The 212-nt window shown below is 64.2% G+C and carries 1 protein-coding gene; it reads left to right on the forward strand.

Features of this window, described 5'->3' with window-relative positions:
- On the forward strand, positions 1–212 hold a 212-nt coding region (locus AAIL67_RS24850; protein WP_343485416.1), incomplete at both ends, for a hypothetical protein.

Consider the following 212-nt stretch of genomic DNA (forward strand, 5'->3'; position numbering starts at 1 on the left):
GCCACGGGCAAGGCCGCAGCTAAAGCGGCTAAGGACACTGCCGCCAAGGCTGAGGCCGACCGTATTGCGGCCCAGAACCTCAAGCAGCTCAAGGCTGAATATCAGCAACTGATTGCCAGCGGGAACGTCGATGCGGCTGCTCGAAAGCTGCAGGAAATTGCCAAGGCCCAGCGCGCCGCAGCCAGCACGGCCCAGGATGCGGCGCAGTCCAC

The sequence above is a fragment of the Comamonas sp. A7-5 genome, assembly GCF_039581385.1.
GTDB classification, from domain to species: Bacteria; Pseudomonadota; Gammaproteobacteria; order Burkholderiales; family Burkholderiaceae_C; genus Comamonas; species Comamonas thiooxydans.